Annotated in this window: 11 protein-coding genes and 1 riboswitch; of the genes, 4 read left to right on the forward strand and 7 right to left on the reverse strand. The window is 59.9% G+C overall.

Annotated features, from left to right (window positions below; translation table 11 throughout):
• Positions 1-78 precede the first annotated feature (78 nt).
• Positions 79-873 carry an ectoine/hydroxyectoine ABC transporter ATP-binding protein EhuA gene (gene ehuA / locus AB7M29_RS29570; RefSeq protein ID WP_454248579.1) on the forward strand — a complete coding sequence of 265 codons (795 nt, stop codon included), beginning with the start codon at positions 79-81 and terminating at the stop codon, positions 871-873.
• A 133-nt stretch (positions 874-1,006) separates the two neighbouring features.
• Here ehuA and AB7M29_RS29575 read toward each other — a convergent pair whose 3' ends face one another.
• The 7 genes from AB7M29_RS29575 to AB7M29_RS29605 form a co-directional block, all read right to left on the reverse strand.
• The gene (locus tag AB7M29_RS29575; RefSeq protein ID WP_217858935.1) at positions 1,007-1,735 is read right to left on the reverse strand and encodes an OmpA family protein; all 729 of its coding nucleotides are present in this window, start codon (positions 1,733-1,735) and stop codon (positions 1,007-1,009) included.
• A 118-nt stretch (positions 1,736-1,853) separates the two neighbouring features.
• Complete coding sequence (locus AB7M29_RS29580; protein ID WP_454248580.1) at positions 1,854-2,495, reverse strand: MBL fold metallo-hydrolase; 642 nt, start codon at positions 2,493-2,495, stop codon at positions 1,854-1,856.
• Between the two features lie 85 nt (positions 2,496-2,580).
• A complete protein-coding gene (locus AB7M29_RS29585; protein WP_217858936.1) occupies positions 2,581-5,319 on the reverse strand; it encodes a LuxR C-terminal-related transcriptional regulator in 2,739 nt (912 codons plus the stop codon).
• A gap of 392 nt (positions 5,320-5,711) precedes the next feature.
• Positions 5,712-7,076: a DUF1329 domain-containing protein gene (locus AB7M29_RS29590; RefSeq protein ID WP_454248581.1), complete on the reverse strand. Its 1,365-nt coding sequence runs from the start codon at positions 7,074-7,076 to the stop codon at positions 5,712-5,714.
• 28 nt (positions 7,077-7,104) lie between these two features.
• Positions 7,105-8,994, reverse strand: coding sequence for a DUF1302 domain-containing protein (locus AB7M29_RS29595; protein WP_048397782.1), 1,890 nt, complete (start codon positions 8,992-8,994; stop codon positions 7,105-7,107).
• 334 nt (positions 8,995-9,328) lie between these two features.
• On the reverse strand, positions 9,329-11,011 hold the full coding sequence (locus AB7M29_RS29600) for a fatty acid--CoA ligase (RefSeq protein ID WP_217858931.1): 1,683 nt from the start codon (positions 11,009-11,011) through the stop codon (positions 9,329-9,331).
• A gap of 262 nt (positions 11,012-11,273) precedes the next feature.
• Positions 11,274-11,903 carry a LysE family translocator gene (locus tag AB7M29_RS29605; RefSeq protein ID WP_217858932.1) on the reverse strand — a complete coding sequence of 210 codons (630 nt, stop codon included), beginning with the start codon at positions 11,901-11,903 and terminating at the stop codon, positions 11,274-11,276.
• A gap of 91 nt (positions 11,904-11,994) precedes the next feature.
• Between AB7M29_RS29605 and AB7M29_RS29610 the strand changes: the two genes are divergently transcribed.
• The 3 genes from AB7M29_RS29610 (at position 11,995) to AB7M29_RS29620 (ending at position 14,832) form a co-directional block, all read left to right on the forward strand.
• Entirely contained in the window at positions 11,995-12,960 is a 966-nt protein-coding gene (locus tag AB7M29_RS29610; RefSeq protein ID WP_217858933.1) for a 2-hydroxyacid dehydrogenase, read from the forward strand.
• 33 nt (positions 12,961-12,993) lie between these two features.
• Positions 12,994-13,992, forward strand: coding sequence for a methyltransferase (locus AB7M29_RS29615; protein ID WP_454248582.1), 999 nt, complete (start codon positions 12,994-12,996; stop codon positions 13,990-13,992).
• Positions 13,993-14,031: 39 nt separating this feature from the next.
• Positions 14,032-14,156: riboswitch (yybP-ykoY riboswitch) on the forward strand.
• A gap of 91 nt (positions 14,157-14,247) precedes the next feature.
• The gene (locus AB7M29_RS29620; protein ID WP_217858937.1) at positions 14,248-14,832 is read left to right on the forward strand and encodes a TMEM165/GDT1 family protein; all 585 of its coding nucleotides are present in this window, start codon (positions 14,248-14,250) and stop codon (positions 14,830-14,832) included.
• Positions 14,833-14,894: the final 62 nt, after the last annotated feature.

Genomic DNA, 14,894 nt, shown 5'->3' on the forward strand with positions numbered 1-14,894 from the left:
ACTTCTCCACTCTCGACATCCAGCGACCTTTCCCGGCGCAGCAATCTGACAGAGCTGCACTCGCAGGAGGGCACGGCCATGCAAACACCTGACCCGGTCAAGCCGATTGTCAGCTTCCAGGACGTCACCAAGAGCTACGGCAACTTCACCGTGCTCGACCACTTGAACCTGGACGTCACGCCGGGCGAAAAAGTCGCGATCATCGGCCCTAGCGGCTCGGGCAAATCCACGCTGCTGCGAGTATTGATGACGCTTGAAGGTATTGATGACGGGCTGATCCGCATCGAGGACGACCTGCTGACCCACATGCCCAATCGCAACGGCGTGCTGGTGCCGGCCAACGATCGGCATATCCGTCGGGTGCGCGGCAAGATCGGCATGGTGTTCCAGAGCTTCAACCTGTTCCCGCACATGACGGCGTTGCAAAACGTCATCGAAGCCCCGGTTCAAGTGCTCGGAATGAAACCCGCTGAAGCACGCGAGCGCGCCGCGGACCTGCTGGAGTTGGTGGGGTTGGGCAGCAAGCTGGGGCACTACCCTTCGCAGCTATCGGGCGGCCAGCAACAACGGGTGGCGATTGCCCGGGCCTTGGCCATGCGGCCCAAAGTCATGCTGTTCGACGAAGTGACCTCGGCGCTCGATCCGGAACTGTGCGGCGAAGTGCTCAACGTGATCCGCAAGCTTGGCACCGAGCACAACCTGACCATGCTGATGGTCACGCACCAGATGGGGTTTGCCCGGGAGTTCGCCGATCGCGTGTGTTTCTTCTACAAGGGTCAGATTCACGAGCAAGGCACGCCGGCGCAGATCTTCGAACATCCGCAACAGGAACGTACCTGCGCGTTTCTCAGCGCGGTGAAAGAGGCGAACTAGGAAAGAAGGGGAAACACAATTCTTAATGTGGGAGCGGGCTTGCTCGCGAAGGGGGCGTGCCAGTCGATATTAATGTCGACTGATACACCGCCTTCGCGAGCAAGCCCGCTCCCACAGTTTTTATGGACAGATGTTATGGATACTGCTGTACCTGGCCTTGGCCCTGCTGCTGATATTCCTGACCCGGAATCGCCTTCAGGTTGACCTCGACGCGACGGTTCTGAGCCCGGCCATTCACATCACCATTGCTGGCAATCGGGTTATCCGGCCCGGCACCACGCGCCGACAGGTTGGCGCCGCTGACACCCTGGGAGGTCAGGTAAGTCGCCACGCTCTGGGCACGACGTTGGGACAAGTCCATGTTGTGCTGACGGCTGCCGGTACTGTCGGTGTAGCCGACGATCTCGATCTGGTTCTGGTTGAACTCCTTGAGCGAGCCCGCCAGGTTGTTCAGCGGCTGGTAGAAGCCCGACGCGATGTTCGCCGAATCGGTGGCGAAGGTGATGTTGCCCGGCATGATCAGCTTGATCTGATCGCCCTGACGCTGCACTTCAACCCCAGTGTTGGCCATGCTGGCCCGCAGTTTTTTCTCCTGCTGGTCGGCGTAGTAACCGTAACCGGCGGCAGAAGCCCCCACCACGGCGGCGCCAATCAGCGCGCCCTTGCCACGGTTATCGTGACCGATGGCAGCACCGGCCAGTGCACCAGCCAAGGCGCCGAGGCCACCGTATTTGGCGGTTTTGCTCATGCCCGTAGAACCGCCATCAGCCTGACCCTGGTTGTCATAAGGGTTCTGCGATGCGCAACCGGACAACAAAGCCACAGCAGTAGCGACAATAATCAAACGACGCGAGGTGAACATGGAGAGCTCCTACTTTTTTTTGCATTCTGTGGTGCAGCGGACTTAAGCAATGAACCTTTGCGGGCGTTGGATCATGGCCAACGCCAAAAATTCCGTTGTGCCTTTCACAACTGCATCTTCAGGCTCGTACAAAGGGGTTACCGCGCATTTCATCGCCCAGACGAGTATCCGGACCATGACCGGTCACCACCGTCGCCTCTTCGTCGAGGGTATACAACCGTTGCTTGATCGACCGCACGAGAGTCGCCTGATCGCCTCCCCATAAATCCGTGCGCCCTACCCCACGCTTGAAAAGCGTATCACCGGCAATCAGCAGCTTAGCCTCTGAAAACCAAAAGCTCATGGAACCGGGTGTATGACCCGGCGTATGCAGCGCAACGCCACAACCGCAAGCCAGCTCCTCATCGTCGGCCAACCAGCGATCTGGTGATGGCACAGGGGTGTAAGGCACACCAAACATCTGGCACTGCATCTCCAGGTTGTCCCAGAGGAATTGATCTTCTTTATGCAGGTGCAGCGTCGCGCCGGTTTTCTCCTTGAGCTGCCCGGAAGCCAGAAAATGATCCAGGTGCGCGTGGGTGTGAATGATGCTGACCACCTTCAGGCCCAAGGCGTCGAGACGCGCGAGGATCAGTTCATGATTGCCGCACGGGTCGACCACGATGGCTTTTTTGGTGATCGGGTCGCCGATGATTGTGCAGTTGCACTGCAAAGGGCCGACGGGGAAGGTTTCGCGGATGAGGGTGGGTTGCTGGGACATCGGGGCACGCTCGGGAAACAGGAATGACCAATTTTGGCACAGATTTGCCCTGATCCATTGACCCCATGTCCATCGTAAAAATGCGTTACGCCAACACCCCCAACTCCTTCGCCCGTGCCACCGCCTGCGTGCGCCGCTCAACCCCCAACTTACTGTTGATATGACTGGCATGGGTTTTCACCGTGTGCAGCGAAATAAACAACTGATCGCTGATTTCCTGGTTCGAACACCCTTGGGCGATCAGTCGCAGAACGGCCAGTTCACGCGTACTGAGTTGTTCGGCAGCAGGTGATGGCTCCACCACCGGCCGGGAGGCCAGGGCCGGAAGTTTTTCCGAGAGACTCTGCGAAACGGCCGTCGGCGCACAGAGTTGAAGTTGCCCGCGCAGCCAGTCCGGGTGTGCGGTCAACAATGGGTCAAACGGTTGCAGGACGCCACCGGCGGCCGCTTCCAAAGCCTGGGCCAGCGCCTTGCGGGCCTCAGATTCACGCCCGCCCGCCAGCAACAGAGTAATTTTCTGACTCAGCGCCATCACGCTGAGCATCTGCCGGCCGCTGTGCTGACCGTGTTCATGCAACGCGTTCAAGCGCCCTTCGGCAAGCATGGACTGGCCTTTCATCATGTCCAGCACCGCCTGTTGCAGTTCAATGTGCAGCGGCAATTGCGGATGGAATTCTGGAGGGGCCGCCGGATGCTCGCCGTTGTAGGTCTGGCCCAATCGCGCAAGCCAGGCTTCGGCGAGGTCGGTACGGCCCTGGGCCAGCCAGAGTTCGCATTTGACCAGGGTGATCATCGCCAGGTAGTAAATCGGCGGGACGTCCCAGATGTGCATCAGGCGCTCGGCCTCGGCGAGTTCGGCGAAGGCTTTGGCGAACTCGCCGCTGCTGCCCTCCAGACGGGCAATCACGCAGTGGCCGATCAGCACACTGATGTCGCGACAGGCCCGCGCTTCGGCCAATCCCGCGAGCAAACGTGCCCGCGCGGCCTGGGGTTGCAAGCGCAGCGCCAGCAAAAAACCCTCGTATAGGGTCAGGCGCGCGCGCACCGCATACAGCCGTTGCGGGGATAGGCCTTGCAGGCGTTGCAGCCCTTGGCGGACTTCATCCAGTGAGCGAAGAATCTCCCCGCGCGCTTGCAGCACACGAGCGCGGTCGTAATGGGCCAGCGCCTCGAACAGCGGATTGCCCACCCGTTGTGCCAGTTCAAGGGATTCACGATTCAGCCCCCGGGCACGCCAGAGGTCGCTGTCGGCAATGGCCAGGTTAGACAATGTCGAGAGGCACATCAGGCGCTGCCCATAGCGTTTGGCCGGCAGGCTCTCCAGCGCTTCGGTGCAATAGAGCAACGTCAGCTCGCGATTGCCTCGCCCCCGGGCAATGATGCCGCTCAGGGCCAGCCATTGCGCCAGCATGGATTTCTGCGCAGTGGCCGACGGGGCCGGCAGGAAGCGGCTCAAGTGGCTGGCCAGTTCCTCAGCGGCGTCCAGTTGGCAGGCCAGCCCCAACGCCCAGCTGTAGAGCACGATCAGCCGTGGTGTGCTGATTAGCAGGCTGTCGGGCAAGTCCATTTTCCAGCGCAGCAGCATGCCGACGTTCTGCTCGGCCAGCAGCTGTTCTTCAGAGAGGTTTTGTACCAGATTCGCCGCAACATCCAGATGCCCGGCACGCAACGCCTGCTCCACCGCCTCATCGAGTAACCCTTGGGCGTTGAACCAGCGGCAGGCACGCAGATGCAGGCTGGCCGTCGGCACCATCGCTTGAGCAGTGGGCCGGCTGCGCAGCAGGTCGGAGAACAGGTGGTGATAGCGATACCAGTGACCGTGTTCGTCCAGCGGCACCAGAAACACCTGATGCGCCAGCAGGAAGCGCAGGATCTCGGCGCTATCATGGGCTTCGCGCACGGCGTCACACAACTCACTGCAAAAGCGCTCTTGAGGCGCGGTCTCGTACAGGAATGACTGCACCTCGGCGGGCAAGCAATCGATGACCTCTTCGAGCAGGTAATCGCGAATCAGCCCTTCCCCACCGTACAGCGATTGGGGCAATGCGCCCTCGCTGCCCGCCTCGGAGGCCGCCAGCAACCAGAAGCGCAGCCCGGCCACCCAGCCTTCGCTACGCTGAATCAAACTCTCCAGCGCTTCGCCACGCAATGAAATGCTGTGCCGATCAAGCAGACTCAGGGCTTCATCGTGGGTCAGTCGAAGATCCTGCTCATGCAACTCGAGCAGTTGCCGCGACAGTCGCAGGCGTGCCAGATGCCAGTCGGGACGTTGCCGGCTGGTGACCATGACCAGCAGGCCATCGGGTAAATGATTGAGGAAAAACTGCAGGCAACGATCAAGCACCGGGCCCTGGGCCAGATGATAATCATCAAGTACCAGCAACAGCGGTGTAACGGGTGAAAGGTGCACAGCCAGTTCATCGAGTAAACCGTCCAGCCATTCTTCGAAGGCGAACGGCTGATGACGTTGGCGCATTTTCAGCAGCCCCAGTGCCTGGCTGCCCAGTTGCGGAAAATACTCCTGAAGACCTTCAAGCAGGCGTTCAAGAAAACGACCGGGATCGCTGTCCCGAGGACTCAACCCCAGCCACAGGCTTTGCCAGTGATCCGGCAACCCCTGGCAAAACTCCACCGCCAATGAACTCTTGCCGAACCCCGCCGGCGCGCTCACCAGCAACAGCCTGCCACCGAGGCCGGCGCTCAGGCGCTCGCACAAACGCGGCCGCAGCACATGGCCGTCGGGCAGCGGAGGCCGGAAAAAGCGCCCGTCCAATGCGGCGACGGCAACGCTTGCAGGGCCCGGAAGTGGGGACAGATCAGTCATGGCCGGCTCTTGTTTGAAAGGCTGATGGCGGCGTTACAGATGTCCGCAGCCTAGCGGTAAACGAAGAGCTATTGAAGGTTATTGCTACAAATGGCTACAAAAAGACTACGAACAGAAGTTGCCAAGCCTGAGGTGCAGTTTTTTCGACAGACCGTATCGCTCCCTTCGCGAGCAAGCCCGCTCCCACACTGGATCTCCATTGCTCACAGATTGTCTGTCCACCGAAGATCCAATGTGGGAGCGGGCTTGCTCGCGAAAGGGCCATCACAGTCACCGACGTTCCGCGAGCCCCCCCCGCGTTAACAAGTGCGCCCTGATACAAAACTCCGATAAAAAAAGCCCCGAACCAGTCGGGGCGTTTTTTCGAGGATGCGGCCTCGGTTTACATCGTATTAGCGAACGCCTTCCTGACGCAAAGCTGCCGGCGTGAAGTCTGCGGTGCTGGCAGTGAAGCCGAAGTTATAGGCCGACTTCTCTTCGTTCTTCATGCCCAGGGCCAGGTAACGGCCCGATTGTAGGTCGTACAAGGTTTCGAGGGCGTACCACGGCACTTGCTTGTCGTAGTAGTTCTCGGAGTGAGCCTCAGCGACACGCCACAGTTGCCCGCGACCGTCGTAGTGGTCGACCACAGCCGCCTGCCAGGTGTCTTCGTCGATGTAGAAGTCACGTTTGGCGTAGATATGACGCTGACCTTCCTTCAGGGTCGCGACCACATGCCAGACCCGACGCAGTTCATAACGAGCCAGGTCCTGATTGATGTGACCGGCCTTGATGATGTCGGCGTACTTCAGTTTAGGATCATCGAGCTTGTAGCTGTCGGAGGCGATGTACATCTCTTTCTTGCCTTCGAGCTTCCAGTCATAGCGATCCGGCGCACCGTTGTACATGTCCAGGTTGTCGGAGGTACGCAGGCCATCGGCAGCGGTACCCGGCCCGTCATAGGACACTTGCGGCGCACGACGTACACGGCGCTGCCCGGCGTTGTAGACCCACGCCGAACGCGGTTCTTTAACCTGGTCGAGGGTTTCGTGTACCAGCAGCACACCACCGGCCAGACGCGCCGGCGCGGTCACTTTCTGCTTGAAGTAGAACAGGATGTTTCCCGGATTTTTCGGGTCGTAATCCTTCATCTTGTCGCGGAACACGAACTGGTCCTCGAAGTACACGAGGCTGAACGAGCCGTTCGGCTGCGGCGTGGCCTGGGTTATCAGACGGGTCACACTGCCGCCGCGATAACGGGTGATGTGGTTCCAGATGACTTCAACGCCACTTTTCGGAATCGGGAACGGGATCGCGGTTTCGAAGTTTTCCAGACCGTTGCCGCCGGACACCAGGTTAGTGTTGGTGGCGTTTTTCTTGATGGAGGCGAACACGTCATCCGGCACGGTGGCACCGCGATGGGACGGGTAGACCAGCATCTTGAAGGTTTCCGGGTAGCGCTTGAACATTGCGTACTGGCCCGGCGCGAGCTTGTCCTTGTACTGGTCGACGTTCTGCGCGGTGATGGTGAACTGCGGTTTTTCACTCGCGAACGGATCAGACAGAAAACCCTTGCTATCCACGCTACCGGCGTTTTTCGGCATGGGTTTCCAGGCCGGGATCGAGCCGTCGGCGTTGCCCGCCATCTCGGCGCCCATCGGGGTCAGGCTCTTGCCCAGCTTGTCCGCTTCGGCCGCAGGGACCGCCGCCATGACACCGGTTGCCAGCAGCGACAGCCCCAGAACGCCAACGTGGAACAGACTCTTTGTTATTTTCATAAATGTGTTCGTCCTGAAAATACAGTGCTTAGAAGTTCACGCCGAAGCTGAGCGCAACGAAGTCGCGATCATCCACGGTGGTGTACTTGCCGTCGAAGAAGTTGGTGTACGCCAGGCTCGCGGTGTAGGTGTTCTGGTATTCGGCATCGACACCCAGGCTCACCGCTTTACGACCTTCCTCGAAGTTACCGCCAGGGCCAGGCGAGTAACCGCTCACGTCATGGGACCAGGCCACGTTCGGCTTGAGGTTCACACCGGCGAACACGTCGTTGTAATCCCAGATGGCGCGACCGCGATAACCCCACGACATCGATGTGGTAAAGCCCTCGTTGTTGCAGTTGCGGCTGCGGTTGTTGGTAGCGGCACCCGCGCCGGCACCGTTGATGGTGCTGGTGTTAAGGATCGCCGAGCAGGTGTTGAGGCCGCCGGTATTGGGCAGTTCACCAGGACCGTAGACCGGGTCACGGCCGTAACGGACATCAGAGCTGCTTTCCAGACCGCCAACATGGGTCACGCCCACTTCGCCCACCAGGGTCAGACGGCTGGCGCCCATGACCTGATCGAAGAAGTGCGTCAGGGTGGTCTGGAACTGGGTGATTTCCTTGCGGCGATAGCCGTGCAGATCCTGACCCGGTACACCGGGGAGCAGCGAAGCATTGGTCAGGGCGCCACCCAATGGGCGTACGCCGGCAAACAGGATGTCGGTGGAGTTGAGTTGCACCGGCGCGTTCGGACGATAGCTGATCTCACCGCTCCACGCCGTACCAGTAGGCAGGGTAGTGGAGAAGCTCAGACCGTAGAGGCGGATATCTTCCGGGTACTCGACGAAGTACTCGGAATTACCTGCGACCACCAACGGCGCCAGAGCACGAAGCGCCCCTGGCAAAGCCGCTGCCCGGGCGTAGGCCGCCGCTGGAGCACCGGTGGCGCTGAAGATCGGCGCACGACTGTGATAATTCATGAAATAGGCACCGAACTCGGTGTCTAGCGGCTCGAACATGTATTTGAGGGACGCGCCCCACTGGCCGCTGTCCCGCGCATCGCGATCCGCCCCACGACGCACCAGCACACCTTCATCGTTCACGTCGACGCCCAGCCTGGTCAATGTAGGCAGGGCCGCGGCCGGAATGGTCGAGCGCTTGTTCAGCACGCGCAGGTTGTTGTCGCAACCGTCGGCAATGATGTCTGGCTGGGAGAAAAAGGTGCCACAGTTATCGACAACCGTCTGGTCCCATTCCAGCTGATAGAAGGCTTCGGCCGACAGATTGTCGGTGAGGCTCTGGGACACGTAGAACATGTTGACCGGGATCAGACCTTCCTTGACCTCGGCACCGGGACGACGGAACGCGGACACGTCGATCGGGTTGATCGAGTTGATGCCGCCGCCGATGAAAGTACTTTCACCCCAGCTCACGACCTGCTTGCCCAGACGCACGGAACCCGGCTGATCGGCAATGGCGTAGTTGTGGTAGACGAAGGCGTCGAGGATCTGGCCGCCAGCGGACTTGGCGCCTTCTTTACGGTTGCTGTCGCTGATGTCCTTGAACTCGCGGCTTTCATCCTTGAGTTCGAAGTCGTACCAGTATTTGCCCCGGACGAAGACACCGGTGTCGCCGTATTTCAATTCAAGGTCATGGATGCCCTTGAAGATCTTCGAAAAAGTTTCGCCGCTCTTGAAGTTGTTGTGACCGTCATCGGACGTCTGGGACAGGCCGTGGCCCCCGTTATTGACGCCGATAAGATTCTTGTTGGGGCTCTGAGTAGACCAACTGGCTCCGATCGACAGGGATGAGTCAAATTGACCTTCGATCTCACCGACGTTGAAACTGACGCCGAATGCAGGCCCGGCGAGCGAAGAGGCGAGACTGACCGCCAGGGGCAGTTTCGCCCGGCGCCAGAACTGGTTTACTGATGTCATCGACGCTACTCCATGTGCATTATTGTTATGGCTAAGTACTTTTAAAAACGTTGTGGGTGACCGGAAGCCAAGCGGTTCCGACGTCACTCCAAAGTTGCATCGCCCCGTTTTGTGCGCGCTCCGTTCTTAAAAATTCCTTGAGCGGACTATAGCCAGCAGGTAGTAGTGCTTGATCCCTCTAAAGTGTGATTTGCAGCTGCCGGCCACTCTGGAACAGTCCTTTCGCCAGTCCGACACATGTCGGCACGGCAAGGATGGCTGAAAATTCGGATTTCACAAGCCAAGCGCTTGCTTGGTGGGTCTGGCGCGCCGTTTTCGGCGCGCCAGATGACGCTTAAAGCGTCGAGAGGAAGGTACTGTTGTTGGCCTGCCATTCGGTGATGTCGACGCGGATGCGCTTCTTGTCGAGCTTACCGACACTGGTCTTGGGAATTTCAGTAACAATGGCGATCTGGCTCGGGATAGCCCACTTGCTCAGGTGCCCCTGCTCAACGAACGGCTTGAGGTGTTCCTTGAGATCCTTGGCCCCGATCTCATGCCCGTCGCGGACCACCAGCAGCGCAAACGGCCGCTCGCCCCACTGCGGATCGGCGATGCCCACCACTGCTACTTCGCGTACCGCGGGGTGGCGGCTGATCAGGTCTTCCAGGTCCAGGGAGGAGATCCACTCGCCGCCGGTCTTGATCACGTCCTTGATCCGGTCGCGAATGTCGATCACGCCCATGCTGTCCAGCGTCGCCACGTCGCCGGTGTGCAACCAGCCTCCGGCCCAGAGCTCGGCACCTTTCTGCGGCTCGTTGAAATAACCCTCGGTGAGCCACGGCGCACGCAACACCAATTCGCCCTGGGTCTCGCCATCGGCAGGCAGGAAGTTGCCGTCGGTGTCGACGATCGCCGCCTCGACCAATGGCCCCGGTACACCGGCCTTGATCCGGTAGGTGGTGCGTTCGTCTTCGGTGCCGGCCATCAGCTCTTCGTTGAGGTGCGCGCACGATACCAATGGCCCGGTTTCCGACATGCCGTAAGCGGCGGTCAACTGAATGCCCTTGGCCTTGGCCGCTTCATACAGCGCACGGTTGAGCGCACTGCCGCCGATGACGATTTTCCAGCCACCGAAATCGATGTTTTGCGCCGCCTTGGCATTGAGGACCATTTGCAGAATGGTCGGCACGCAGTGGGAAAAGCTCACCTTCTCCTTGCGCCACAGTTCCACCAGATACTCGGGATCGTAACGGCCGGGGTAGACCTGCTTGAGCCCGAGCATGGTTGCTACATATGGCAAGCCCCAGGCATGCACATGGAACATCGGGGTGATCGGCATGTACACGTCGTTGGTGCCCAGCAGGCGCACGCTGTCGATGGAACCCATGATGGTCGACACGCCCATGGTGTGCAGCACCAGCTGGCGATGGGTGAAATACACGCCTTTGGGGTTACCGGTGGTGCCGGTGGTGTAGAACGTGGTGGCGACCGAGTTTTCGTCGAAATCTTCAAAGTCGTACTGCGGGCTCGCAGCGGCCAGCAATTGCTCGTACTCGCCAATCAGGTTTGGCAGGTCGGCGGTTTTTTCCGGCAAGTCGGTCAGCAGCAGGGTTTTCTCCACAGTAGTCAGGTGCCCGGCAATCGCCTTATACAGCCCGACGAACTCGCTGTTGACCAGCACGAAGCGGTCCTCGGCGTGGTTCATGGTGTAGAGAATCTGTTCTGGCGACAGGCGCACGTTGATGGTGTGGATCACCGCGCCGATCATCGGGATGGCAAACATGCATTCCAGGTAGCGATGGCTGTCCCAGTCCATCACCGCCACGGTATCTCCGGCCTTCACGCCAGCGGCCGTCAGCACGTTGGCCAGCCGCGCGACCCGTTCGATCAGAGTCGGATAGCTGTAGCGCAATTGATCGCGGTAGATGATCTCGCGGGTTTTTTCGTAACGGGCACCGGACATCAGCAGCCGTTTAATCAACAGCGGATACTGGTAAGCGCCCTCGGCTGGGGGGATAACGCGAGTCTGCAACATAAGAGTCCCTTTTCTGACTGCACGGTCTTGGCTTTTAAAGCTAAGCACTCTAGAGCCCTTGAACGCCAGCCAAATCAGCCAAAGGGATGATTTGCACAACCGTATAAATGCTAGCTTTGCGCCAGCATTTATAGGTACGAACGTGCAGCTGAACCCGGCGTAGGAGCTGCCGCAGGCTGCGACCTTTTGATCTTTGGCGGTATCGAAAATCGTCAAGATCAAAAGATCGCAGCCTTCGGCAGCTCCTACAGAGGGTCGGGAATCAGTGCATCTCGGTGAACGCGAGTTTCACGCCGATCGCGATCAACACCGCGCCCATGGTCCGGTCGAACCAGTGGCCCATGCGGGAGAAACCGGCGCGCACGCGCTGTTGACTGAACAGCATCGCCACCAGGCAGAACCAGACTGCCGTCGCCGCGGCCAGATAAATCCCGTAACCGGCCTGTACCGCCAATGGTGTGTGCGGGCTGATCACCACGGTGAACAGCGACAGGAAAAACAACGTGGCTTTCGGGTTCAGGCCATTGGTCACGAATCCCGAGGTGAAAGCGCCACGCGCGGTACGTTCGCCGGCCTCCTGATGCAGGTCGTCAGCCACAGGTGGGGCCGGTTGCGCGCGCAAGGCCTTGAAACCGATGTACAGCAGGTACGCGGCGGCGGCCCATTTCAAGGCGTTGAACAGCACGATCGACTGAGACACGATCAACCCGATACCCAACAGCGAATAGCCGACGTGCAGGAAAATCGCCGAGCCGACGCCCAGCGCGGTCCAGGTTCCGGCACGGCGACCATGGGTCACGCTCTCACGCACAACCACGGCAAAGTCCGGGCCGGGACTGGCGACGGCCAGCAGGTGAATCAGGGCAACGGTCAAGAACTCTGTCCAATACATGGGGGCTCCTTTTGGGCCAGCGTAACTGTTTGTTTCATCTGGTAGGCTCGTCAGATTACGCCTTCAGTTCAATGCACAAAAGGTACAGTTGATGACGAACTCTCGCCGCGCCGTTTTCCTCGACCATCCGTCCCTGGACCTCGGCGATCTCGACCTCAGTCCGCTACGCGAGTGCTTCAGCGACTTGCAGCTGTTCGCGCAAACCACGCCTGATCAGGTGGTCGAACGCCTCAAAGGCGCCACCGTCGCCATCAGCAACAAAATCCTGATCGATGCGGCGGCCATGGCGGCCAGCCCAGAATTGAAGTTGATCCTGATCACCGCCACCGGCACCAATAACGTCGACCTCGCCGCCGCCCGTGCTCACGGAATCACTGTCTGTAACTGCCAGGGTTATGGCACGCCGTCGGTGGCTCAGCACACGATCATGTTGCTGCTGAATCTGGCGACGCGCCTGGCCGATTATCAGAAGGCGGTCGCCGAAGGTCGCTGGCAGCAGGCGAAACAATTCTGCCTGCTTGATTACCCGATCGTCGAACTCGAAGGCAAAACCCTCGGCCTGCTTGGCCACGGTGAACTGGGCAGTGCCGTGGCGCGGTTGGCCGAGGCGTTCGGTATGCGCGTGTTGCTGGGGCAGATTCCGGGGCGCCCTGCCCGGCCGGATCGTTTGCCGCTGAATGAACTGCTGCCGCAAATCGACGCCCTGACCCTGCACTGCCCGCTCAACGAACACACTCGCCACTTTATCGGCGCCCGTGAACTGGCCTCGATGAAACCCGGTGCTTTCGTGGTCAACACCGCGCGCGGCGGTTTGATTGACGAACAAGCATTGGCTGATGCCCTGCGCAACGGTCACTTGGGCGGTGCGGCCACTGATGTGTTGAGCATCGAACCACCCACCGCGGGCAATCCGTTGTTGGCCCACGATATCCCACGATTGATCGTCACCCCGCACAACGCTTGGGGCAGTCGCGAGGCGCGGCAGCGAATCGTTGGCCAGTTGACCGAAAACGCCCAAGGCTACTTCAGCGGTCAAGCGCTGCGGGTCGTCAGTTGATAAACTGCGGCACTTTTTTTCCAGGAGCAGAGTATGGATCCGCGCAGTGAAGTACTGCTTCGTCAGGCTGAGTTATTCCAGGGTTCGGTGCTGCTGGCCGGTTTGCCCGCCGATGATTTGCTGGGCCGGCTGCCCGATGCCCACGGTTGGTGCTGGCATGCTGGTGATCAAACGGCACTGAACGCCCGTTTCGCCGAGCGCAGCCATTTCGGCGTGAATGCGCCGGAGCGCGAGTTCGACAGCGCCGTGGTGTTTCTGCCTAAGTCCAAAGACCTGACCGACTACATCCTCAACGCCCTCGCCTCTCGTTTGGCCGGCCGTGAGTTGTATTTGGTAGGCGAAAAACGCAGCGGCATCGAAGGCGCGGCCAAGCAACTGAATCCCTTCGGCAAACCCCGTAAGCTCGACAGCGCACGGCATTGCCAACTCTGGCAAGTCACCGTGACCAATGCACCAGAAGCCAAGTCGCTGGAAAGCCTGGCACAGACCTACGAACTGCCGTTGGCCGAAGGCCCATTGAAAGTCATCAGCCTGCCGGGCGTGTTCAGCCACGGTCGCCTGGATCGCGGCAGCGCCCTGCTGCTGGAGCACCTGGACAAACTGCCGAGCGGCCACTTGCTGGACTTCGGTTGCGGCGCGGGTGTGTTGGGGGCGGCGGTCAAGCGGCGTTATCCGCACAACCAGGTCACTCTGCTTGATGTAGATGCGTTTGCCGCCGCCAGCAGTCGCCTGACCCTGGCCGCCAACGGCCTGGATGCTGAGGTGATGACCGGTGACGGCATCGATGCCGCGCCCATGGGTTTGAGCGCGATCCTGAGCAACCCACCGTTCCATGTCGGCGTACACACCGATTACTTCGCCACCGAGAACTTGCTGCGAAAAGCGGCTAAACATCTGAAAAACGGCGGCGAACTTCGACTGGTAGCGAACAGCTTCCTGAAGTATCAACCGCTGATCGAAGAGCACTTGGGCGTGTGTGCGATCAAGGCTGAAGGACAGGGTTTCCGAATCTACCGGGCCAAGCGCGGCTGATAATAAGTGCTTGCCTAACGGATTCTGCCTAGGCAGAATCCGCTCCGTCCTAGGGGAGTAGTCTCCCACGAGCGCCATGCTCGTCCGGCATACGTCAACATACTTGGTCCTCAGACCATGGCGTATGCGACCCAAGCGTCCGCATCAGACGGATCGCAGGGTTTGACAAGACCTATGACACGAACACCTTACCCGGGGCGGGAAGGCTGTACGTGTCATAGCCGTGTCGACCCGCCCCTTAGGAAAACCCTGATGATGTTGGATTCCCTGCTCGTTCCCACCGCAATCGTTGCCTTGGCCGAAATCGGCGACAAGACGCAACTGCTCGCGCTCATTCTCGCTGCCCGCTTTCGCAAGCCCTGGCCAATCATCGCCGGCATCGTCGCCGCGACCCTGGCCAACCATGCGGCAGCCGGTGCGGTAGGCGCCTGGTTCGGCAGTTTCTTCTCGAATGCGACGTTGCACTGGATCCTCGCCGCGAGCTTCACCGCTACGGCCCTGTGGACGCTGGTGCCGGACAAAATGGACGAAGACGAAGCCAGCACCGCCCGCAAATTCGGGCCGTTCCTGACTACGTTGATTGCGTTCTTCCTCGCGGAGATGGGCGACAAGACCCAAGTCGCAACGGTGATGCTCGCCGCGCAATACCCGGACCTGTGGCTGGTGATCATCGGCACTACCGTCGGGATGTTGATTGCCAACGTGCCGGTGGTACTGGCAGGTAACTTTGCGGCGGACAAACTGCCCTTGACCCTGATCCGTCGCCTGGCGGCGTCGGCGTTCCTGATCCTGGCGATTGTTGCGGTGTACAAGGCGATGGAGAGCAGTGGGTGGGTTTGACGCCGTAAGTCATTAGACCGTGTCATCGTTCTTCGCGAGCAAGCCCGCTCCCACATTTGATC

It is taken from the genome of Pseudomonas sp. F-14 TE3623, from assembly GCF_053629015.1.